This is a genomic window from Streptomyces sp. MMS24-W38 (genome assembly GCF_059889265.1).
The window spans coordinates 4,027,533-4,049,250 of record NZ_JCBCPP010000001.1 but is presented as its reverse complement, the minus strand read 5'-3'; the positions used below and the strand labels follow the sequence as shown (position 1 = coordinate 4,049,250).

At 71.3% G+C, this 21,718-nt stretch carries 13 protein-coding genes; 3 read left to right on the top strand and 10 right to left on the bottom strand.

Annotated features, from left to right (window positions below; translation table 11 throughout):
- Positions 1-5: 5 nt before the first annotated feature.
- The 4 genes from AC6F7H_RS17385 to AC6F7H_RS17370 all read right to left on the bottom strand — a co-directional run bounded on the left by AC6F7H_RS17385 (position 6) and on the right by AC6F7H_RS17370 (position 8,514).
- Positions 6-1,556: a hypothetical protein gene (locus tag AC6F7H_RS17385; RefSeq protein WP_500761887.1), complete on the bottom strand. Its 1,551-nt coding sequence runs from the start codon at positions 1,554-1,556 to the stop codon at positions 6-8.
- A 179-nt stretch (positions 1,557-1,735) separates the two neighbouring features.
- Positions 1,736-6,661 (bottom strand): NAD-glutamate dehydrogenase, encoded by a 4,926-nt coding sequence (locus AC6F7H_RS17380; protein WP_500757870.1) that lies wholly within the window; start codon positions 6,659-6,661, stop codon positions 1,736-1,738.
- A 471-nt stretch (positions 6,662-7,132) separates the two neighbouring features.
- A complete protein-coding gene (locus tag AC6F7H_RS17375) occupies positions 7,133-7,798 on the bottom strand; it encodes an HAD family hydrolase (protein WP_500757869.1) in 666 nt (221 codons plus the stop codon).
- A 215-nt stretch (positions 7,799-8,013) separates the two neighbouring features.
- Positions 8,014-8,514 carry a DUF6912 family protein gene (locus AC6F7H_RS17370; RefSeq protein ID WP_500757868.1) on the bottom strand — a complete coding sequence of 167 codons (501 nt, stop codon included), beginning with the start codon at positions 8,512-8,514 and terminating at the stop codon, positions 8,014-8,016.
- 351 nt (positions 8,515-8,865) lie between these two features.
- On the opposite strand from AC6F7H_RS17370, the gene AC6F7H_RS17365 reads away from it, so the two are divergent.
- On the top strand, positions 8,866-9,507 hold the full coding sequence (locus AC6F7H_RS17365) for an Rv3235 family protein (RefSeq protein ID WP_500757867.1): 642 nt from the start codon (positions 8,866-8,868) through the stop codon (positions 9,505-9,507).
- A gap of 105 nt (positions 9,508-9,612) precedes the next feature.
- On the opposite strand, the gene secA is transcribed toward AC6F7H_RS17365, so the two are convergent.
- Positions 9,613-12,450: a preprotein translocase subunit SecA gene (gene secA / locus AC6F7H_RS17360; protein ID WP_500757866.1), complete on the bottom strand. Its 2,838-nt coding sequence runs from the start codon at positions 12,448-12,450 to the stop codon at positions 9,613-9,615.
- A 278-nt stretch (positions 12,451-12,728) separates the two neighbouring features.
- Between secA and AC6F7H_RS17355 the strand changes: the two genes are divergently transcribed.
- Both AC6F7H_RS17355 and AC6F7H_RS17350 read left to right on the top strand, forming a co-directional pair.
- Positions 12,729-13,298, top strand: coding sequence for a GNAT family N-acetyltransferase (locus AC6F7H_RS17355; protein ID WP_500757865.1), 570 nt, complete (start codon positions 12,729-12,731; stop codon positions 13,296-13,298).
- A gap of 86 nt (positions 13,299-13,384) precedes the next feature.
- Positions 13,385-14,572: a winged helix-turn-helix domain-containing protein gene (locus tag AC6F7H_RS17350; protein WP_500757864.1), complete on the top strand. Its 1,188-nt coding sequence runs from the start codon at positions 13,385-13,387 to the stop codon at positions 14,570-14,572.
- Between the two features lie 2 nt (positions 14,573-14,574).
- Here AC6F7H_RS17350 and AC6F7H_RS17345 read toward each other — a convergent pair whose 3' ends face one another.
- From AC6F7H_RS17345 to mtrB, 5 genes are all read right to left on the bottom strand, one after another.
- Positions 14,575-15,357 (bottom strand): response regulator, encoded by a 783-nt coding sequence (locus tag AC6F7H_RS17345; protein WP_500757863.1) that lies wholly within the window; start codon positions 15,355-15,357, stop codon positions 14,575-14,577.
- Positions 15,358-15,566: 209 nt separating this feature from the next.
- Positions 15,567-16,259: a ribosome hibernation-promoting factor, HPF/YfiA family gene (gene hpf / locus AC6F7H_RS17340; RefSeq protein WP_109378276.1), complete on the bottom strand. Its 693-nt coding sequence runs from the start codon at positions 16,257-16,259 to the stop codon at positions 15,567-15,569.
- Between the two features lie 312 nt (positions 16,260-16,571).
- On the bottom strand, positions 16,572-17,603 hold the full coding sequence (locus AC6F7H_RS17335; RefSeq protein ID WP_500757862.1) for a ComF family protein: 1,032 nt from the start codon (positions 17,601-17,603) through the stop codon (positions 16,572-16,574).
- A gap of 88 nt (positions 17,604-17,691) precedes the next feature.
- Entirely contained in the window at positions 17,692-19,554 is a 1,863-nt protein-coding gene (locus tag AC6F7H_RS17330) for an LpqB family beta-propeller domain-containing protein (RefSeq protein WP_500757861.1), read from the bottom strand.
- On the bottom strand, positions 19,544-21,718 hold the full coding sequence (mtrB, locus tag AC6F7H_RS17325) for an MtrAB system histidine kinase MtrB (protein WP_500757860.1): 2,175 nt from the start codon (positions 21,716-21,718) through the stop codon (positions 19,544-19,546). Before mtrB ends, AC6F7H_RS17330 begins: the two co-directional genes overlap by 11 nt.

Here is a 21,718-nt window from a genome sequence, read left to right as displayed (position 1 = left end):
CCCGGTCAGCGCACCGCGTAGAGCGTCTGGCCCTCCGGTCCCCGGGCCACGGCCCGCAGCCCGGTGTCGTGCAGGGTGCCCGTCGTGTCCACCACCCACCGCACCCCGTACGCCCGCTCGATGCCCCGGCGCACCCGTTCCGGTGTGCGCGGCGCGAAGTACTGCTCCGTGGCCGCCGCCCTGCGCTTCTCGTCCGGCAGGAAGAAGTCGGGGTAACCGGGGGCGACCGTGTAGGGCCCGTACGCGGGAATCCGGCGGGCCGGCTCCGTCTCGGCCATGACGACGTCCCCGTACTTCACCCACGGTGTCATCCAGTGGTACCCCGTCCACGGCTCCCGGTACCGGGCCTCGACCGCGGGGGGCAGCGCCTCGCGCGGGACGACGTAGCCCACCGCTCCCGCCTGCGCCCACGCGCCGACGGCCAGCGCACCGGTCAGGACGACGGCCCACCCGGCGCGCAGCGTGCGCCGCGCCGCCCCGAACGTCTCCAGCGCGGCCGCGAGCTGCGCCGGGATCAGCACGGCGGGCAGTGCGCGTCCCCACGCGTAGTGGCCGCTCAGCAGGCCCGCCGCGAAGACCAGCGCGCCCAGCGCGAAGAACAGCGCGAGCGGGTCCCACCGGTCGCGCCGCCACCGCACGGCCAACGCGGCCACACCGAGCAGCACGAGCCCGAACCGGGCCGGCAGGTCCCGGTACAGCACCCGGTGCACCGACTCCAGCCCGGCACCGGCGCCCATCAGCGCGAAGAAGTCGTAGTACGGCCAGGCCCACAGCACGAGGACGCCCAGCAGCAGCCCGGCGCCGAGCCGCGGCCACACCGCCCGCGGCAGTCGCGCGGGCCGGGCCGAGAGCACCGTGGCGAGTGCGCCGACCGTGGCCACGACGCCGGTGAACTGGTGGCACAGCAGGATCACCGCCCACAGCGTGCCCAGCCCCGCCCACGTTCCCCAGCCTGCCCGGCGGCGCAGCGCGGCCGTCAGCCGGGCCCAGAGGTGGAAGGCGAGGCCGAGGGCGAGGGTGCTCGGGTAGGACACCGTCAGCGCGAGCGAGTGGAGCCCCGGGAAGCCGCTCCACAGGAACGGGGTCGTGCCCCACAGGAACAGCAGGCTCAGCAGGGCGAGCGCGAAGACGGCCCGCCGCCCCGCCCCGTGCGCGGCCCGGGCCCCGGTCCCGCGAGCCGCCTCGCGCGCGGTCAGCGCCCGTACGTAGCGCCATACGCCCGTCACCAGCAGCACGAGTCCGGCCAGGGCTGCGAGCCGCAGCACTACGAAAACCGGCAGCCCCGTCAGCCGGCCGAGGCCGCCGAGCAGCACGGTCCACGGCGAGTAGTACGGGCTCTGCGTGTCCGCGTCGACCAGGGGGTTGCCGGGGTCGGCCAGGTCGTGCCGCAGGCGTTGCAGGGTCGCCGCGTGCATGCCGAGGTCGCCGGCCCACGGGAGCCGGACGATCACCGCGAGCAGCAGGACCAGGGCCGACCCGGCGGCGACCTGAACGGCGGCCCGGGCGATGCCCGCCGACCGGAGCGCGGCACGCGGCCCGCCGGTCCTCCCGGGCAGGGCGGACCGGGCACCGGCAGAGCGGCCGGAACGAACGGGACGAACAGTCACTCTCAGAGCCTTAACACCGCATCGGCCCCGGGGCACCCCGACGACACCACAGGGGTGCCCCGGACCGTCGTGTCCGGGGCACCCCTGGGTGTGTCAGTGCCGTGTCGCTGCCGCGTCGGCGCCGTGGCCTACGAGTGCGTGCGCAGCAGCGTCCGCATCGTCCGCATCGCCACGGACAGGTTGGCCAGGTCGAACGTCTCCGAGCTGCGGATCTCCTCCAGGGTGGTGCGGGCCCGGCCGAGGATGGCCTCGTTCTTCGCCTCCCACGCCTGGAACCGCTGCTGCGGTGTCGCCGCGCCGTTGCCCGCCGCCAGTACCTCGGCCGTCACCGCCGCGTGCGCCGCGTACAGGTCCTCGCGGATCGCCGCGCGGGCCATGGACTGCCAGCGGTCCACGCGGGGCAGCTCGCTGATCCTGTCCATCAGCTGGGTGATGCGCAGCCGGTCGGCGAGGTCGTAGTACACCTCGGCGACGTCCAGCGGCTCCTTGCCCAGGCGGTCGGCCACCGAGACGATGTCGATCGCCGCGAACGCGGAGGAGAAGCCGGCCACGCGGGTGGCGAGTTCGCCGGGGACGCCGACGCCCGTCAGCTCGTCGTGGATCTTCTGGAACCACTCCAGGTCCGCGCCGCGCAGCAGCTTGGGCAGCTGCGACCAGACCTGCTCGACGCGCTCGGCGAAGAACGTCACCGTCTCCTCGAGCTCCAGCGGCTGCGGCCGGTTGTTGAGCAGCCAGCGCGTGCCGCGCTCCACCAGCCGCCGCGAGTGCAGCCGGATCCGGGTCTGGACGTCCGCGTCGACCTTGTTGTCGAGCTCCTCGACGCCGTCCCACACCAGGGCGGAACGGAAGATCGCGCGGGCCGCGGTCTGGGCCCGGACGATCTCCTCCAGCGACGCGCCCGTCTCCTCGCGCATCCGGTGCAGGTACGTCGTACCGCCCGTGTTGACCGTGTCGTTGACCAGGACGGTCGTGGTGATCTCGCGGCGCAGCGGGTGGTTGTCGATCCGGTCGAGGAACTGCTCGCGCAGCGGGGTCGGGAAGTACGCGTGCAGCAGGGTCTTGAGGTACGGGTCGTCGGGCAGCGAGGTGCTCAGCAGCTCCTCGGCGACCGTGATCTTCGTGTACGCCAGCAGGACGGCCGTCTCCGGGCCGGTCAGGCCCTGCCCGGCGGCCAGCCGCTCGCGGATCTGGCGGTCGGTGGGCAGGAACTCCAGGGCCCGGTCGAGACGGCCCTCGCGCACCAGGTGCTTCAGGAAGCGCTGCTGGGCGTGGAGCATGTCCTTGGACTGGGCCAGGGCGTTGGCGATGGCGGTGTTCTGCGCGTAGTTGGTGCGCAGCACCAGTCGGCCGACCTCGTCGGTCATCGAGGCGAGCAGCTTGTTGCGCTGCTTGACCGTCATGTCGCCGTCCGCGACCAGGCCGTTGAGCAGGATCTTGATGTTCACCTCGTGGTCGGAGGTGTCCACGCCCGCGCTGTTGTCGATGGCGTCGGTGTTGATCCGGCTGCCGTGCAGCGCGACCTCGATCCGGCCGAGCTGGGTCATGCCCAGGTTGCCGCCCTCGCCGACGACGGCGACCCGCAGGTCCTTGCCGTCGACGCGGATCGCGTCGTTGGCCTTGTCCCCGACGTCCGCGTTGGACTCGGTGGACGCCTTGACGTACGTACCGATGCCGCCGTTCCACAGCAGGTCCACCGGCGCCCTGAGGATCGCCTTCATCAGGTCGGCCGGGGTCGCCTTGGTGACGTTCTCGTCGAGGCCGAGGGCCTCGCGGATCTGGGCGTTGACCGGGATGGACTTGGCGCTGCGCGGGAACACCCCGCCGCCGGCCGACAGCAGATCGGTGTCGTAGTCCGCCCAGGAGCTGCGCGGCAGCTCGAACAGGCGGCGGCGCTCGGCGTAGCCGACGGCCGCGTCCGGGTTCGGGTCGATGAAGATGTGCCGGTGGTCGAAGGCGGCGACCAGCCGGATGTGTTCGCTGCGCAGCATGCCGTTGCCGAACACGTCACCGGACATGTCGCCGATGCCGACGGCCGTGAACTCCTGGCTCTGGGTGTCCACGCCCAGCTCCCGGAAGTGCCGCTTGACGGACTCCCAGGCGCCGCGGGCGGTGATGCCCATGCCCTTGTGGTCGTATCCGGCGCTGCCACCGGAGGCGAAGGCGTCGCCGAGCCAGAAGTCGTAGGACTCGGCGACCTCGTTGGCAATGTCCGAGAACCGCGCGGTGCCCTTGTCGGCCGCGACGACGAGGTAGTTGTCGTCCCCGTCGTGCCGGACGACGTCCACCGGGGGCACGACCTGGCCGGCCACCATGTTGTCGGTGATGTCGAGCAGCGCCGAGATGAACGTCTTGTAGGAGGCGACGCCCTCGGCCATCCAGGCGTCACGGTCCACGGACGGGTCGGGCAGCTGCTTGGCGACGAAACCGCCCTTGGCGCCGACCGGCACGATGACGGTGTTCTTCACCATCTGCGCCTTGACCAGGCCGAGGATCTCGGTGCGGAAGTCCTCCCGGCGGTCCGACCAGCGCAGGCCGCCGCGCGCGACCTTGCCGAACCGCAGGTGCACGCCCTCGACCCGCGGCGAGTACACCCAGATCTCGAACGCCGGACGCGGCGCCGGCAGGTCGGGGATGGCCTGCGGGTCGAACTTCATGGAGACGTAGTCGTGCGGGCGGCCGCCGCTCGCCTCCTGGAAGAAGTTGGTGCGCAGCGTCGCCTTGATCACGGTGAGGAAGGAGCGCAGGATGCGGTCCTCGTCGAGCGAGGCGACCTGGTCGAGGGCTGCGTCGATCTCCTCCAGCAGGGCGTCCAGCAGCTCGAACCCGGCGCCCTGCCGCTCCGGCGACATCCGCGCCTCGAACAGGGAGACGAGCAGCCGGGTGGTGTGGACGTTGTCGCGGAGGGTGTCCTCCATGTAGTCCTGGCTGAACGTGGAGCCGGCCTGGCGCAGGTACTTGGCGTACGCGCGCAGCACCGTCGCCTGCCGCCAGTCCAGTCCGGCGCTCAGCACGAGGGCGTTGAAGCCGTCGTTCTCCGCCTTGCCGGTCCAGGTCGCGGCGAAGGCGTCCTGGAACCGCTCACGGGCGTCGTCCCCGAGGTGCTCGGCGCCGGACACCTTGGGCATCCGCAGCCCGAAGTCGTAGATCCAGGCGACGCTGCGGTCGGCGCGGCGCAGCTCGTAGGGCCGCTCGTCGACGACCTCGACTCCGAGCCGCTGGAGCACGGGCAGCACGGCGGACAGGGAGACGGCCTCGCCCTGGCGGTAGATCTTGAAGCGGCGCTCCTCGGGGGCCGCGCCCACCGGCTCGTACAGGCTGAGCTCGAAGTTCTTCTCCTCGTCGAGCTGTTCCAGCCGGACGATGTCGGCGACGGCGCTGCGAGGGGGGTGGTCGGCCTTGTAGCCCTCGGTGAAGGCGCCCGCGTAGCGGCGCAGCAGTTCGGCGGCGCGCTCCTCGCCCAGCTCGGCGGTGAGTGCCTCGCCGAAGCCGTCGGCCCAGGAGCGGGCGGCCTCGACCAGGCGGGCCTCGATGCGCTCCTTGTCGGTGTCGGACAGCTGGAGCAGCTCGGTGCCCTGCGGGACACGGACCACGAAGTGCAGCCGGGAGAGGATCGACTCGGTGTTCCAGGCGGTGAAGTCGACGCTGACGCCGCCGAGCTCCTCCTTGAGGATGTCGATGATCCTCAGGCGCACCCCGGTGGTGTAGCGGTCGCGCGGGAGGTAGACGAGGGCGGAGTAGTAGCGCCCGTACTCGTCCTGGCGCAGGTAGAGCCGCAGGCGGCGGCGCTCCTGGAGGTAGAGCACCGAGGTGGCGATGGCCTGGAGCTCGCCGACCGGGGTCTGGAAGATATCGTCGCGCGGGTAGGTCTCCAGGATCTGCAGCAGGTCGCGCCCGTCGTGGCTGTGCGGCGAGAAGCCGGCCCGCTCGAGGACCTCCTCGACCTTGCGGCGGATCACCGGGACCCGGCGGACGGACTCGGTGTAGGCGGCGGAGGAGAACAGTCCGAGGAAGCGGCGCTCACCGACGACGTTGCCGTCGGCGTCGAACTTCTTGACGCCGATGTAGTCCAGGTACGAAGGCCGGTGCACGGTGGCCCGGCTGTTGGCCTTGGTCAGCACGAGCAGCTTGTGCTCGCGCGCCTTGGCGCGGGCGTCGGCGGGCAGCCGCTCGAAGGACGGGCTGACCGGGTGACCCTCCGGGGTGGCGTGGTGCGGGTCGGCACGCAGGATGCCCAGACCGGTGCCGGGGAGGGCGCCGAGGGAGTCGTCGTCGCGCAGTTGGTACTCGCGGTAGCCGAGGAAGGTGAAGTGGTCGTCGGCGAGCCAGCGCAGCAGCTCCCGGGCCTCCTCGACCTGCTGCCCCGGCACGTCCCCGGGGACGGGTTCGTCGGGCAGCCCCTCGGCCAGTTCGATGGCGGCCTGCCGCATCTTGCCCCAGTCCTCGACGGTCTCGCGGACGTCGGACAGGACACGCAGCAGGTCGGCGGTGATCTGCTTGAGGTCGCCGCGGTCGGTCTCGCGGTCGATCTCGACGTGGATCCAGGACTCGGTGTGGGCGTCGTGCGGGAGGTCGTCGGCGGGCGGGGTGGCAAGCACCTCGATCAGCTGCCCGGTGAGGTCGCGGCGGACCACGATCTGCGGGTGGATGACGACGTGGATGCCCCGGCCCTGACGGGTCAGCTCGTTGGTGACGGAGTCCACGAGGAAGGGCATGTCGTCGGTGACCACCTCGACGACGGAGTGGCTGCAGGTCCAGCCGTTCTCCTCGACGGTCGGGGTGTGGACCTTGACGTTGGCCGTGCCCTGGGGACGGTTCTCGGCCAGCCGGAAGTGCGCGACGGCGGCTCCGAAGACGTCGACCGGGTCGCGGCCGAGGAGGTCCTCCGGGGCGGTGTGCAGGTAGTAGCGCTGGAGGAACGCGAGCACGGTGTCCCGGTCGGGCATGCCCTTGTCCGTCGTCCCGGTCGGCAGTTTCCCGCCGGCCGGGCTGTTCTCAGCTACCCGGGCGGCCTTTTCGAGCAGCTCGGCCTTTGCTTCGTCCAGCTTGGTCTGCATTGTCCTCTGACTCCTGTCGCGCGCCATTGCGTGACGTAGAAGGAAGTACGGTCTCCGCGCTTGCGGTGCGGTGGTACGACGCGGGGTGTCCGGTCCGTTCCGACGCTATGCCGCAAGATGAGACGAACGGGGGCTTCTCTGCCAACTTCGACGCGCCCGCCGGGTGTGACGCTGCTCTCTTCCGCGTCCGCACCCGAGGAGTGCCGCGCGCCCCTGGAACCCTTCGGGTCCTCTCCCGCCCGCGAGGACCAGCGAGCTCCGCCCGGCCACGGCTGTCGTCCGTGCTCTCCGGGCGCACGGCGGGGACGGCGAGGCCCCCGCGAGCTATCGCGCTGATCACGCCACCCAGGCTATCGCCCTCCGCGGGGGGCCCGTCATGAGCCGTATGTGTACAAAACACAGAGTGGAACTTGGACGTTCTGCACAGTGCGTGCCCGCGGTGCCCGGTGCTGCGTGTGCGAGGCCCGGTGGTCAGCCGGCCAGGCGTTCCGCTTCCGCGACGGCCTCCGCCAGCGTGTCCACCACCGGCACCCCGACCGCTTCGAGGCTGGCCCGACTGTGCGAGCCGCCGGTGTAGAGCACGGCTCTCGCCCCCACGTGCCGGGCGGCCAGCGCGTCGTCGGCGGCGTCCCCGATCACCACCGTACGCGCCGGGTCGACGTCGGTCAGCGCGCGGAGGTGGCGCACCATGTGCTCCGACTTGCCTCCGCCGGACGGCCCGGACCGCCCGTCGACGCGTATGAAGTGCGGCTCGATGCCGAAGCCCCGGACCAGCGGCACGAGGTCGTCGTGCCCGTACATGCTGAGGATGGACTGGCTGCGCCCCGCCTCCGACCACTGCGCCAGCAGCTCGGCCGCGCCCTCGGCGAGTGCGCACCGCACCCGGTGTTCGGAGTAGTACCGGTGGAAGGTCGCGTCCATCAGCTCCCACTCGGCCCCGCTCGGCAGCCGCCCCATCAGCCGCTCGTAGAACTTCGGCACCGGCACGCAGTACAGCTCCCGGTACCGCTCCAGCGTGAGCGGCTCCAGGCCCAGCTCGGCGAAGGCCGCGTTCGTCGCGCCGATGACCGCGTCGACGTCGTGGAACAGCGTGCCGTTCCAGTCCCAGACGATGTGCGCGTCCGTGTGCATCCCCATGGAAGAAAAAGTACCCGCCGGCACTGACAACCGGGCCGCCGACTCGGACCTCAGGGCCTGTCCGACGGCTCATGCCGCAGACGCGGGGGCCGGGCACGCCCTCCCCCAGGCTCTTCGGGCAGGGGCCCCAGCGGCGTTGTCGTCACTCTCGGCCGCGCTCATCCGTGCCGACAAGGCACCGCCGGTTTCCTGCGACCCGATCCGCCGGACGGGCCCTAAGCCGTCGGGCCCAGCAGGTTCGGGATCTCCTGGGTGGCGTACCACAGCAGTTCGTGGTCCTCCGCCCCGTCCACGGCGGACCGGGCGTTCCCGTCCCCGCCGTCCGCGGCCGGCAGCGCGTCCACGGCCGACGCCACGTCCGCCTCCGCGTCCTGAGCGTCCACGTGCACCGCCGCCGCCCTGTCCAGCCGGACGGGTCCGTCGACCCGCACCGCACCGGGGCCGGGGACCGGATCGGCCGAGACCGCCCGGTCGGGTACGTCCACGGCGACCACGACCCGGCGCCGCGGCGCCGCGGTGTCCGCCGCCAGCAGCCGCAACGAGGCCAGCGCGGCACCGCCCAGTGCCGCGTACTCCAGCTCCTCGACGTCGTCGGAGCGGTACCACTCGCGCAGCGCGGGCGTCACACCGTGGGCGGCGAGCGGTCCCGCGCCCAGCTCACCCGTCCGGTACGCCTCGGCGAGGCCCGGGATGGTGAGGGGGACGTAGACGCGCATGTCGGCCGCTTTCGTGGTCGGAGGTCCGCCGGCGTTCCGTCGAGGGGTGGTCGCACCCGGCCGGCTGGGCCTTCAGGATACGTGCGGGCGTCCCCCATCGGGTCCCTGCCCACCTCCTGGGCCGCGTCCACCCCGAGCCCGGAATTCACCCGGTGCGCCCGCTCCAGTACTGGGCCGAGGGGCCGTCATTCACTCGGATAAGTGAATTCCGCCGCCGCCCCGACACGACTCACGGCGCCTTGCCGCCGCACTCCACCGCCCCGTACAAGATCCCCAACCCCGAAGTTACTGCCTGGTATCGCCTCGGTCCCCCCGGTCGACGGCGACTCCCGGCCCGTCGAACGGAGTCCCTTGAACAAGGTCATGACCAGGGCTCAGCACCGCACCGGCACCCGCCCTCCCGGCCGCCGCGACACGCGCCGCCCCACCGGCGGTACCGTCCCGCCGCGCACCCCCGCGGGAGGCACCGCCCCCGCCCCGTCACCCGGCGGGGGCCGCCCCTCTCCCGTACCCGCCCCGGCGTCCACGCGTCCCGCCGACAACCGCCCGCCGTCCTTCACGCCGACGGCCAGGGCCACGGCCACTGCCGCGGCCCTGCTGCGACAGCGCCCGGCTCTCCCGGCCCCCGCGCCCCGGCCTCCCCGGCCGGCACAGCCCCGTCCCACCGACCGCTTCGCCGAGCTGCTGCTCGCCGTCCTGAGCGGTCAGCGGCCCGTCCACTCGATGCTCCGGCACACCGCGGGCCGCGCCTACGACGAACTGGCGGACCTCGCCGAGCGCGGTCCGCTGCGCACCCGTGGCACCCGCCCGGTGGTGCGGGACATCGGCTACTACGTCCCCCGCGAGGGCGCGCTCGAGGTGTTCGCCCGGATCGGTGCCGGCGACCGGCTGCGGGCCATGGCCTTCCGCCTGGAACAGGGCCAGGACCTGCGCTGGCGCTGCACCGCCGTGGAACTGGGCGGCACCCGCCCGCCCCGCTCCCACGAGCGCTGACGCCGGAGGGCCGGGCGACCCTGGGGTCTGCCCGGCCCTCCGCCTGCTCTCACGGCTCCGTACGGAGCCTCACCGCTCGCTCGGCTCAGAAGCCTCGCGGCCCGCTCACTTCTTGCGGCGGCGACCGCCCCGCGCCTGCTTGCGGCGCTCGGCGCGGGTGAGGCCGTCGGCCTCGGAGCGCACCGGCTCGTCCTCGGCGAACTCGCCCTCGACGGTGCCGCCCGCGCCGTCCACGGTCGGCGCGGAGAAGTGCAGGTTCCGCCGCTGCGGGGCGTCGAGCCCCTTGGCACGGATCTCCGGCCGGGCACCCGCCTGCGCGGGCACCGCGTCCTGCACCACCGGCTCCGGCTTGGCCTCCTCGACCGGGACCTCCTCGACCTGCTGCTCGACCTGGACCTCCAGGTTGAACAGGTAGCCGACGGACTCCTCCTTGATGCCGTCCATCATCGCGGTGAACATGTCGAAGCCCTCGCGCTGGTACTCGACCAGCGGGTCCTTCTGCGCCATCGCGCGCAGGCCGATGCCCTCCTGGAGGTAGTCCATCTCGTAGAGGTGCTCGCGCCACTTGCGGTCCAGGACCGACAGCACGACCCGGCGCTCCAGCTCACGCATGATCTCGGAGCCGAGCTGCGCCTCACGCTCCTCGTACTGCTTGCGGACGTCCTCCTTGATGGAGTCGCCGATGAACTCGGCCGTCAGCCCGGCGCGGTCGCCGGCCTCCTCCTCCAGCTCCTCCACCGTGACCTTCGCCGGGTAGAGCTGCTTGAAGGCGCCCCACAGCCGCTCCAGGTCCCAGTCCTCGGGGAAGCCCTCGGACGTCTCGGCCTGGACGTAGGCGTCGATGGTGTCGTCCATGAAGTGGTGGATCTGCTCGTGCAGGTCCTCGCCCTCCAGGACGCGGCGCCGCTCGCCGTAGATGACCTCGCGCTGCCGGTTCATGACTTCGTCGTACTTCAGGACGTTCTTACGGGTCTCGAAGTTCTGCGTCTCGACCTGCGACTGGGCCGACGCGATCGCGCGCGTGACCATCTTGTTCTCGATCGGCACGTCGTCCGGAACGTTCGCCATGGACATCACACGCTCGACCATCTGGGCCTTGAACAGGCGCATCAGGTCGTCGCCGAGCGAGAGGTAGAAGCGGGACTCGCCGGGGTCGCCCTGACGGCCGGAACGACCGCGCAGCTGGTTGTCGATCCGCCGCGACTCGTGCCGCTCGGTGCCGAGCACATAGAGCCCGCCGAGCCGCTCGACCTCGTCCTTCTCCGCCTTGACGGCGTCCTCGGCCCGCGCGAGGGCGTCCGGCAGGGCGTGCGCCCACTGCTCGATGTGCTCCTCGGGGTCGAGCCCGTGCTGGCGCAGCTCCGCCTCGGCGAGGTCCTCGGGGTTGCCGCCGAGCTTGATGTCCGTACCACGGCCGGCCATGTTGGTGGCCACCGTCACGGAGCCCCTGCGGCCCGCCTGGGCGACGATCGTCGCCTCGCGCTCGTGGTGCTTGGCGTTCAGCACCTCGTGCTGGATGCCGCGCTTGCTGAGCTGCTGGGAGAGGTACTCGGACTTCTCCACCGAGGTGGTGCCCACGAGGATCGGCTGACCCTTGGCGTGCTTCTCCTCGATGTCGTCGACGACGGCCTCGAACTTGGCGACCTCGGTGCGGTAGATCAGGTCCGACTGGTCCATGCGGACCATGGGCCGGTTGGTCGGGATGGGCACCACACCGAGCTTGTAGATCTGGTGGAACTCGGCGGCCTCGGTCATCGCCGTACCGGTCATGCCGGACAGACCGGGCTGCTCCTTGCCGTTGTGGTCGCTGCGCTTGTAGAGGCGGAAGAAGTTCTGGAGGGTGATCGTGGCGAGCGTCTGGTTCTCGTCCTTGATCGGCACCGACTCCTTCGCCTCGATCGCCTGGTGCATGCCCTCGTTGTAGCGGCGGCCGGCGAGGATACGGCCGGTGTGCTCGTCGACGATCATGACCTCTTCGTCGATGATCACGTAGTCCTTGTCGCGCTTGAAGAGCTCCTTGGCCTTGATGGCGTTGTTCAGGTAGCCCACCAGCGGGGTGTTGACCGACTCGTAGAGGTTGTCGATCCCCAGCCAGTCCTCGACCTTGGCGACCCCGGACTCGTGGATGGCGACCGTGCGCTTCTTCTCGTCGACCTCGTAGTCGCCGGTCTCCTCGATGCCCTTGAGCTGGTTGCCGGCCTCACCGCGCTTGAGGCGCTTGACCAGCTTGGCGAAGTCGCCGTACCACTTGGTGGCCTGGTCGGCCGGGCCGGAGATGATCAGCGGCGTACGGGCCTCGTCGATGAGGATGGAGTCGACCTCGTCGACGACGGCGAAGTTGTGGCCGCGCTGGACGAGCTCGTCCTTGGACCACGCCATGTTGTCGCGCAGGTAGTCGAAACCGAACTCGTTGTTCGTGCCGTAGGTGATGTCGCAGTTGTACTGCTCGCGGCGCTGGGCCGGCGTCATGTTGGCCAGGATGCAGCCGACCTCGAGGCCCAGGAACTTGTGGACGCGGCCCATCAGCTCGGAGTCGCGCTCGGCCAGGTAGTCGTTGACCGTGATGATGTGGACGCCCTTGCCGGACAGGGCGTTCAGATACGCGGGCAGGGTGCCGACGAGGGTCTTGCCCTCACCGGTCTTCATCTCGGCGACGTAACCCATGTGAAGGGCGGCGCCGCCCATGATCTGCACGTCGTAGTGGCGCTGGCCCAGGACGCGCTTGGCGGCCTCGCGGACGGTGGCGAAGGCCTCGGGGAGCAGGTCGTCCAGGCTCTCGCCGTCGGCGTACCGCTCCTTGTACTCATCGGTGAGGGCACGCAGCTCGGCGTCGGAGAGGTCGACGAAGTCCTCTTCGATGGAGTTGACCTGGCCCGCGATGCGGTGCAGTTTGCGCAGGATCTTGCCTTCGCCTGCACGCATGATCTTCGAGAGGACGGACACGGGGGGTGGTCTCCTTGCCGGTCGGGCCTGGGACGGTCGGTTTCCATTTCATTGCTGAGCAACGGCCATCGTATGCGAGGACCCCACCACGTCGGGAGGCCTGCCGCGACGGTGACCACGCACGGCTCCATATCTGTTTCACGGCTGCTTCGAAGAGAACAACGTCCGGAGCCCACGGATGGTGCCGCTTCGCCCATCGAATTGTGCGAAGGGTGACCATTTCCTCACGTACGGCAAAGGGTTGGCGCCGATCACTCCCCCACGAGCAGAATCGGCCGATGGAACCCGTCACGCTCACCACCGACCGCCTTCTGCTGCGCACGGTCGGCCCTCAGGACACCGACGCGGTGTACGCCGCCTGCCAGGACGCCGACATCCAGCGCTGGACCACGGTCCCCTCCCCGTATCTCCTCGAGCACGCGCGGGGCTTCACGGAACAGATGTGTCCGGACGGCTGGGCGAACGGTTCGATGTTCACCTTCGGTGTCTTCCTCCTCTCCGGGGAGCTCACGGGCATGCTCGGCGTCACGATGCGTTCCCTGGGGGTGGGCGAGATCGGCTACTGGGGCGTCGAGGAACACCGCGGCAACGGCTACATGACCGAGGCCGTCGTCACCGTCTCCCGCTGGGCCTTCACGAAGATGTCGATCGACCGGGTGGAATGGCGCGCCGAGGTGGGCAACCGGGCCTCCCGCGCGGTGGCGGAACGGGCGGGCTTCGTCATCGAGGGCACCCTGCGCTCCGCGATCAACAACAAGGGCACGCTGCGGGACTGCTGGGTGGGCTCTCTGCTGCCGTCCGACCTGGGACTCGCCTCCACGGCGCCGTACCTGCCCGCCGGGAAGTAGCGGGTGAGGGGCGGTAGCGGAAGGAGGGGTCGGCGTCCGTCCGGACCCGGGGCCGGTGTCAGTGCCGCCCCCTATCGTGCGGACGTATGACGACTCTCCCGCGTCCGGCCACGGACCTTTCGGCGGCGGAGGCCCGCCGCATCGCCCTGCGCGCCCAGGGCTTCCTGGGCGCCCCCGACCGCCGTTCCGGCATCCGGGGGGTCCTGCGTCACCTGGGCGCGGTGCAGCTCGACACCATCTCCGTCCTCGCCCGCTCCCACGAGCTCATCCCCTACGCCCGCCTCGGCGCCGTGGGCCGGGAAACGGTCGAGGCCGCGTACTGGAAGGCAGGCGCCCAGCCGCCGCGCGCGTTCGAGTACTGGTCGCACGCGGCCTGCATCCTGCCCGTCGAGGAGTGGCCGCACTTCGCCTTCCGCCGCCGCGCCTACCGCGGCCGCCCGCACTGGAACCACGAACTCCCCGACGGCGCCTACGACCAGGTCGTCAAGCAGCTCCGCGCCCAGGGCCCACTCACGGCCACGGAGTTGGGCGGCGCGAAACGCACCAGCGAGTGGTGGGACTGGTCCGGTGCCAAGGTCGCCGTCGAGCGGGCCCTGATGTACGGCGAGGTGGTGTGCGTCGAGCGTCGCGGCTGGAAGCGGGTCTACGACCTCGCCGAACGCGCGATCCCCGACGCCCTGCTGCACGACGAGCTGGACGACGCCGAGTGCCTGCGCCGTCTGGTCCGCCTGGCCGGCCGGTCCCTCGGCGTCGGGACCCGCGCGGACCTCGCCGACTACCACCGCCTCAAGGGCGAGCAGGTCGACGCGGTGATCGCCGACTCGGGCCTGGTGCCGGTCACGGTCGAGGGCTGGTCCAAGCCTGCCTGGGCCGATCCGGAGGCCCTCGCCGCACCTCCGCGCGGACGTCACCGTACGACGCTGCTGTCCCCGTTCGACTCCCTGGTGTGGGAACGGGCACGCACCGAGCGGATCTTCGGCTTCACTCACCGCCTGGAGGCCTACGTGCCGAAACAGAAGCGGGTGCACGGCTACTTCGCGATGCCCGTACTCGCCGGTGGCCGGCTGGTCGGCCGCGTCGACCCGGCACGCGAGGGCCGCACGCTGGTGGCCAGGCAGATCACACTGGACGGCCCCAAGGCGGTCCCCGCCGTCGCGCAGGCCCTGGTCGAGGCGGCGAGCTGGGTGGACTGCACGAACGTCCGCGTGGAGCGCGTCGACGCGCCCGAACTGCGCGAACGGCTCACCCGGGAGCTGACCCGCGCCCTCGCCTGAGGTCACCGGATCTCGAGGATCTTCTCCCGCATCGCGTAGACCACCGCCTCCATCCTGGAGTGCAGCTGCAGCTTCTCCAGGATGTTGCGCACGTGGTTCTTCACGGTGTTCTCGGAGATGAACAGCTCCTTGGCGATGTCGCGGTTGTTCATCCCCGTGGCGACGAGCTTGAGCACTTCGAGTTCACGGTCCGTCAGCCGGGGCGCGGGCACCAGCCGACGCTCGTCGGTGCGCTGGATCATCGACTTGAACTCGGTGAGCAGCTTCGACGCCATGGAGGGGCTGATCTGCGACTGTCCGTCGGCCACCGCGCGAATGGCGGTGGCCACCTCGTCCGTGGAGATCTCCTTGAGGAGGTAGCCGGTCGCACCCGCCTTGATGGCGTCGTAGAGGTCGGCCTCCTCGTCACTGATCGTCAGCATGATGATCTTCGCACTGGGAGCCACCTCCTTGATGGAGGTGCACGCCTCGATGCCGCCCCGCTTGGGCATCCGCACATCCATCAGGACGATGTCCGGCAGCAGGTCCGCGGCCTTCTCCACGGCCTCGGCGCCGTCCCCCGCCTCGCCGACGACCTGGATGTCCTCCTCGGCCGCGAGGACGATCTCCAGTCCCCGGCGGAACAGCGCGTGGTCGTCCACCACCAGGACCCTGATCGGCTCCTTGCCCGCCTCCTCGGCCGGTCCACCGGCCGGCTCCTGGTACCCGGAGCCTGCGTGCGGGCTCCTGCCGGTGACGCCGTCGTCGGAGTCCTCTCCACGCATCGGGCCGAAGCTGTCCGCCATCGTTCCTCCCCCTGAAGGCTGTGGCCGTGGTCGTGAGCCATCGCCAACCCAAGGCAACGGCCCACCGATTGGGCCGTTGCCGCCATGATTCCATGCCCGGACGGCACCGGGGTGCCGACGTGGGATGCGAAGTGGTCGCACACCGGTGCCCCCGGGGGCGCACACGCGCGCACCCGGGGGCACCGGTTCAGCCACTGTCGCCCGCCGGGTCAGCCGCCGAGAGGCCCGCCCGCCTCGGGAGCATGCGGCTGCGTGACCATGGTGTCCGTACTGAGGTGGATCACGCCGTAGTCGTAGGCGTGCCGTCGGTAGACGACACTGGGTTCCTTCGTCTCGGAGTCGACGAACAGATAGAAGTCGTGCCCGACCAGCTCCATCTCGTAGAGGGCCTGATCGAGGGTCATGGGGGCGGCCACGTGGGTCTTCTCACGGACGACGAGGGGTCCGTCACCCTGTACTTCCAGTGTGCCGATCTTCTTGGTGGGGACTGCGTCCTGCCCCTCTTCGGGGGAATGCGCGCCCGTCCCGTTGAGCGTCGCCGCGCCCGGGACGTGGTCGGGGACCTCCGCTGCCGAGATCCTGCGCGCGCCGCGCCGTGAATAGCGCTTGTCGTGCTGCTTGCGCAGCCGGGCGTCCAGCTTCTCCGCTGCCAGGTCGAGCGCCGCGTACGGGTCGCTCGCCGCTGCCTCCGCCCGGATCACCGGACCGCGGGAATGGAGCGTGATCTCCACTCGGGCGCTGCGGTCGGCCTGCCGGGGGTTGGGCTCCTTGGACACCTCGACGTCGAGGCTGATCACCTTGCCGTCGAGCTTCTGGATCCTCTCCAGCTTCAGCTTCTCGGCCACGTGCTTCCGGAACCGCTCGGGCACCTCGATCTTGCGGCCCTTGACGACGATGTCCACGCAGAACTCCGTTCCCGGATCGCTCCGCCTCGGTGCGGAGCGTCTCCCTTTTGCACCAGGCCCCGGTCGACCCCGGAACCTCGGACTCGGTGACTTCCACCTCCATCCCCCATGGACGAGATCTCCAGTCCACCAGCCCGGGTGATAACAGAAAACCCGTGGCACGGCATTCGGATTCGAGAGGTGCGGCCTGCGGCTTTCCCTCTCAACCGAACATATCTCGCCCGGACGGATGTCGTCACCCTCTACTGCCGCGTACCTCCGTTCAGGTGAATTCACCCTCTCACTACCTGCAACGATGCAAGTTCCCAGTCAGTTCCGGTTTATTTCGAAAGAATCTGGTGAAGCCGCAACAACCGCCGCGCACTTCACGTCAATGGGTCGATCGGCCCCATCCGCACCCGCCACCAGGGCCGAGCGGCCGGGTCCTTGATCCGCACTCTCGTGAGTCGATCCGTTTCGCCGTTCCCGTTGTTCTCGTCGTGCCCGTCGTTCTTGTCCTTCCTCTCGTGCCCCTCTCCTTTCCCATGTCTCCCCCCTGTACACGGACGCGGACGCCGAAACACTCGAATCAGGCCCGACATCCACCTCCATGCGCGCCCCTCGCGCCCCCCACGCCCCCACGAGCGCTCCCGCACGCGGCTCGGTGTGCAACGCGAGACGCACCGCGCGCGCGGCCTCCGCCAGCGACGCCCCGGTCGTCATCAGGTCATCGACGAGTACGACGGAGCCGTCGCGCAGCAGCCGGTCACAGCCCGGCGCCACCGCCAGCGCGCCGGCGAGATTGGCCAGCCGCCGCCGGGCGTCGAGCCCCGACTGGTCGGCCACGTTCCGCCGATGCCGCAACGCGGGCAGCACCGAAACGGGTAGCCCCTGGCGCCGCAGCGCACCCGCCGCCGCCCGTGCGATCCGCAGCGCCGGGTCGTGCCCACGGGCCCGCACGGCCCGCCGCGCGGACGGCACGGGCACCAGCAAGACCGCCCCGCGGTGGCCGCGCACCGCCTCCGGAACCCCACCGGGGCCCGACCGCGCCGCCTCCGGCAGACCCGTCTCCCGCAGACCCGCGCGCACCGCTTTCGCCAGGGCCTCGCCCAGCGGCCGGGAGAGGGCCAGGGCGCCCCGCTCCTTGTGGGCCAGCAGCGCGGCGCGCACCTCGTCCGCGTAGGGTGCGGCAGCGTGCACGACCGGCAGCCCGGCCGGCCGCGGCGCCGGGCACACCTCGCGTGGTGCGGCGCCGCTCAGTGCCGTACGACACCGCTCGCAGAGCACCGCACGAGGTCTGCCGCACCCGCCGCACTCGGCCGGGAGCACCAGGTCGCTCAGGTCCTGCCACCAGCCCCGCATGGCCCCACTGTGCCAACGCCCGCGGCCTCCGGCCACCCCTGTGGAAAACTCCGCACGGCCCGCAGACCGGTCACCCCGGACAGACCGGTCACCCCGGATAGACCGGCGCGGTCCCCTCCGTCACCTGCTGCCACTGCGCACCCGACGACAGCCGCACGATCCCGTCCACCGAGTACGCCACCAGCGGTACCCGTTCGTCGGGGGAGGCGGTCACCGCCTTGACACCGGTCAGGGCGGCGGGCTGAGGCACCTCGGGTACGGAGCCGTCGACCTCGACGTACCGCATCTGCTCCACACCCCCTTCCTCCCGCCCGACCACCACGAGACGGCTGTCCCCGGTCCAGGACATGGCGGTGACCTTCTCCAACTCCGGCGTCGCGGGCCGCAGTTCCAGCACGGTGACGGTCGGCTGCTCGCCCGTGGTCCGTTCCTGCCCGTCCGGGCCGTCCCGCTCGATCCGCCCGATCATCAGGGACCGCCGGTCGCCCTTGGCCACGACGAGCGCGACCCTGACCCCGTCGGCGGCGACCCGGACCGCCTGGATCCGCCCGTCCAGGCCCGGTGTGCGCACTTCCAGCGGCTCGCCCCCGCCCTCCTCCAGCAGGAGCAGCCGGGGGTTTTCCGGGTCCTGGTCGGCCACCCACAGGCCGCCGTGCGCGTCCCAGCTGGGCGCGGTCAGCCGGTCGCCCTCGGACTTGCCCGCGCTGGTCAACACGGGCTCCCCGAGCGAACCGCCCGGCACCAGCGATCCGACGTACAGCGACTTCCCGTCGAACGCGACCCCGGCCGCGGTGCGCTCGTCCCGCGAGACCGCCACCGACCGCAACGGCGCCGCGCCCTCGCCGAGCGGCCCCGGCACCGGCACCGGATCCGGCTGGGTGGCGCCTTCGTCTGCGACGATCCGTACCAGCTGGTGCTCCTCGTCGATGAAGTACAGGTAGTCGGGGTGGTTCAGCGACCCCCGGTCGGCCACGGTCTCGGTGGCCTTCTGGGCCAGCGAGCACAGCTTCTTCCCGGCGGCCCGCAGCTCGACCTCGTCCACGGCGGGGCTGAGGTTGCGCAGCGTGAACAGCAGCTGAGCCGCCATCTCCCTGCACCTCTTGGCACCGACTTCGGCCGCCTTGTCGTTGAGCGGCACGGTCAGCCTGCCCTGGTCGTCCGCTGTCAGCGGACCGGCGCCCTTGCGCAGCGCCGTGCCCGCGGGGAAGCTCGACCTGACGGCCGGGTCCAGCCAGTTCGTGGGCCCGCCCAGGAGGGAGCGGACCATCTGGGTGGTGGGCTCCACGTGACTGCGCACGTAGACCGGGTCGGCGACCGCCATCGGCGGCCCGTCCGCATCGGACCCACCGGCTCCCGCGGTGTTCGAGGCGAAGTAGTACTTGCTGACGGACATGTAGTTGCGCTGGAAGTCCGACTTGCCCATGACGACGCCCTGTGGCACCCCGTCGATGCGCCACTGGCGGGTCTTCACGTCCTGTGTGAGATGCACGAGCTGGTCGTACGGCCCGGAGTCGGCCGTGTACGCCTGCTGCGCGTCCACGGTGGCGACCTTGTCGCCGGTCAGCTTGAAGGAGAGCTCCCCGGCGTCCTCGCGGCCCGGTGGGCCGGGCTGGGCGCCCGGCCCGTCCGCCAGCACCGTGGTGGACAGCTCCGGCTTCCACACCTCCGCCGCCTCGGCGGTCAGATACTGGCGCGCGGTGCTGTAGTCCGGATCGTCGCTGGTCAGCGCCTCCAGGAAGCCCTGCACGATCTGGGGCGGCGACGCGTCCTCACTCGGCGGCATCGCGAACACCCGCACCTGCGCGTCCTGGCGGGGCGTGGAGTCCACGCCCCGCACATCCCCGCTGTCGGGCATCGAGGCGCACCCGGCCAGCAGTACGACACCGCTGGTGGCGCACGCCACCACTCGTGCCGGTGCCGTCCTGCCGCGCCCTGCGCGCTCACCGCCCACGCGAAGCCTCCCCTTGCCTGTCCGCCTGCCGGTCCCCGGACCGGTCCTCGGGTTCGTTCTCTCGCCGGTCCGGGGCCGTCGTCCCGTTCTCCCCGCCGGGGCCGCCGAAGTCGGCGCCCGCATCGGCGTCGGCCTGCTCCCCGGTCCCCGCCGGGTCTCCCTGCCGCGACCCGTCCCCCGACGGCCGCGACACCACGCGCGCGCCGTTGCCGGGCAGTGCCGTCGGGTCGGCCGTGGGGGCCACGGTGGCCGACAGCGTCGCGAGCGGATCGCGGGCCGCGCGGGCCGATCCGTCGGTGTCCCCGGACCGCGCGGGCACGGTGGACTGTTTTTCGCCGTCCCCGCCGTCCCCGCCGCCCTGCGGCTCCCCGGCGCCGCCGAGTCCGCTGTTGCGTCGTGAGTCCCTGGGCTCCAGGGGGATCGGGGAGCCCCGCAGCGGCTCGTCGGCCGTCCTGGGCAGCGTCAGCCGGAACTGCGAGCCGCCGCCCGGCTCGCCCCATGCCTGGAGCCAGCCGCCGTGCAGCCGCGCGTCCTCCAGGGCGATGGACAGCCCCAGTCCCGTACCGCCGGTGGTCCGCGCGCGTGCCGGGTCCGCCCGCCAGAAGCGGCTGAAGACCCGGGTCGCCTCACCGGGTTTGAGCCCGACACCGTAGTCCCGCACCGCGACCGCGACCGCCCCTCCCGCCGCGGCGAGCTTGACGACGACGTCCTTGCCGTCGCCGTGCTCCACGGCGTTGACGACGAGGTTGCGCAGGACGCGCTCCACGCGCCGCGCGTCGGCCTCGGCGACGACGGGCTGCTGGTCGCCGACGATCCTGATCGGCGTGCCCTTGCGCTCGGCGAGCGGCTCGGCCCCGCTGACCACGCGCCGTACGACTTCACGCAGGTCTATCGGCTCCGCCTCGAGCGCCGCCGCGCCCGCGTCGAAGCGGCTGATCTCCAGCAGGTCCGAAAGCAGCGACTCGAACCGGTCGATCTGGTCCGCGAGCAGTTCGGCCGACCGCGCGGTGACCGGGTCGAAGTCCTCACGCGCCTCATGGATGACGTCCGCGGCCATCCGTACGGTCGTCAGCGGCGTCCGCAGTTCGTGGGAGACGTCCGACACGAAGCGGCGCTGCATCCGCGACAGTTCCTCGAGCTGGTTGATCTTCAGCTGGAGGTTCTGCGCCATCTTGTTGAAGGCCTCGCCGAGCCGCGCGATGTCGTCCTCACCGGTGACCTTCATCCGTTCCTGAAGACGCCCGGCGGACAACCGCTCCGCGATCCCGGCGGCCATCCGCACCGGCGTCACGACCTGCCGCACCACGAGCCAGGCGATCGCCCCGAGGAGGACGACGACGAACAACCCCGCGGTCGCCAGAGTGCCCTTGATCAGGCTCAGCGACTTCTCCTCCTGCGTGAGCGGGAAGAGGTAGTACAGCTGGTACGGATCACCGTTGGGGTCGTTGACCTGCTTGCCGATGACCAGGCCGGGCTGCGATTCCGCGCCGTTGCTGTAGACGATCCGCGTGTACCGCTGCGCCGCCGCGGTGTTGGCGTCGATCCTGTCCCGCAGGTTCCCGGGCACGCTCTGCGACGGATCGACGTGCCCCGAGGCACGCGGGCCGCGCCCGCCGCCGCTCTCGTCGCCCATGGGCAGGGTGACCACGTCGAAGGCTCCCTGGCCGCCGCTGGAGAGCGACTCCACGAGGTCACTCATCCACTGGATGACGCTCCGCGAGGACCGGTCGCCCACCGCGACCGTGTCCTCACCGGTGCCGCTCGAGGCCTCGTCGGCCTGCTGCTTGGCCACCGCGAACCCGCCGGTGGCCTGGCTCTGCGACGCCTTCACCTTGGCGTCCAGCAGACCGTTGCGTACCTGGCCGATGACGACGAAGCCCAGCAGCAGGACCACGCCCAGCGACATCAGCAGCGTGGTGACGACTACCTTCAGCTGGATGTTCCGCCGCCACAGCCGCATGACGGGCAACAACGGCCGGCGCACCCAGCGGACGAACAGGCGGATCACCGGGCTGCCCTGGACTCCGCCCTGCAGCAGTCCGTCCTGGAGCAGGCGCCCCCAGCGGGAGCGCCCTGATGCCCGGCTGCCGGACGATCGGCCGACAGGCCGCTCCGACGGGTCCCCGGACCGGCCGGGCGCCGAAGCGGCACTGTCCTCGGACAT